1 pseudogene is annotated in these 488 nt (G+C 68.6%); it reads right to left on the bottom strand.

Annotation, left to right across the window (positions count from 1 at the left end):
* Positions 1-225, bottom strand: a pseudogene (locus KBX53_RS35560) (two-component sensor histidine kinase); the annotation flags it as partial.
* Between the last annotated feature and the right edge of the window lie 263 nt (positions 226-488).

The raw sequence follows: 488 nt of genomic DNA, 5'->3' as shown, positions 1-488 counted from the left end.
GTCCAGTACCACGACACCGGCCCGGAGCGAGTCGATCGTCCGGCGGCCGAGCCCGGCCTGCTGCTCGTCGGCGATCGCGGGCCTCCCCCTGTTCCAGCGGAAGCTGACGCTCCCCGTCGACGCGGAGCGGTCGTCCCGCCTCGGCAGGAACCGGGGCAGCAGCAGACCGGCGACCATCCCGGCCACCAACGCCACGACCACCACGACCGCCACTGCCCACTCCACCCGGCGATCGTAGGGTCATTGTTAACCTGGCTACCACACAGAACGGGACGAAACACCCTCACTTACACAACTGTTCACCCCCACGTCTGGCGTCGTTCACCGTGGTTCATCCGGGGTCCGTCCGCGCGCCCTACCGTTGGCGTCGCACCTGCTCAAACCCCTGCGCCGGCACCCGTCGGCGGCGACCGACCACAGGACGTGATGATGCGCGACGAGTTCCGGGCCGACCTCCAGATCGTCAGCCAACTGCTGGTGGACATGGC

The organism is Micromonospora sp. M51 (genome assembly GCF_018070305.1).
In the GTDB taxonomy this organism is placed as follows: domain Bacteria; phylum Actinomycetota; class Actinomycetes; order Mycobacteriales; family Micromonosporaceae; genus Micromonospora; species Micromonospora parva.
This window is presented reverse-complemented; position numbering and strand designations above follow the sequence as displayed.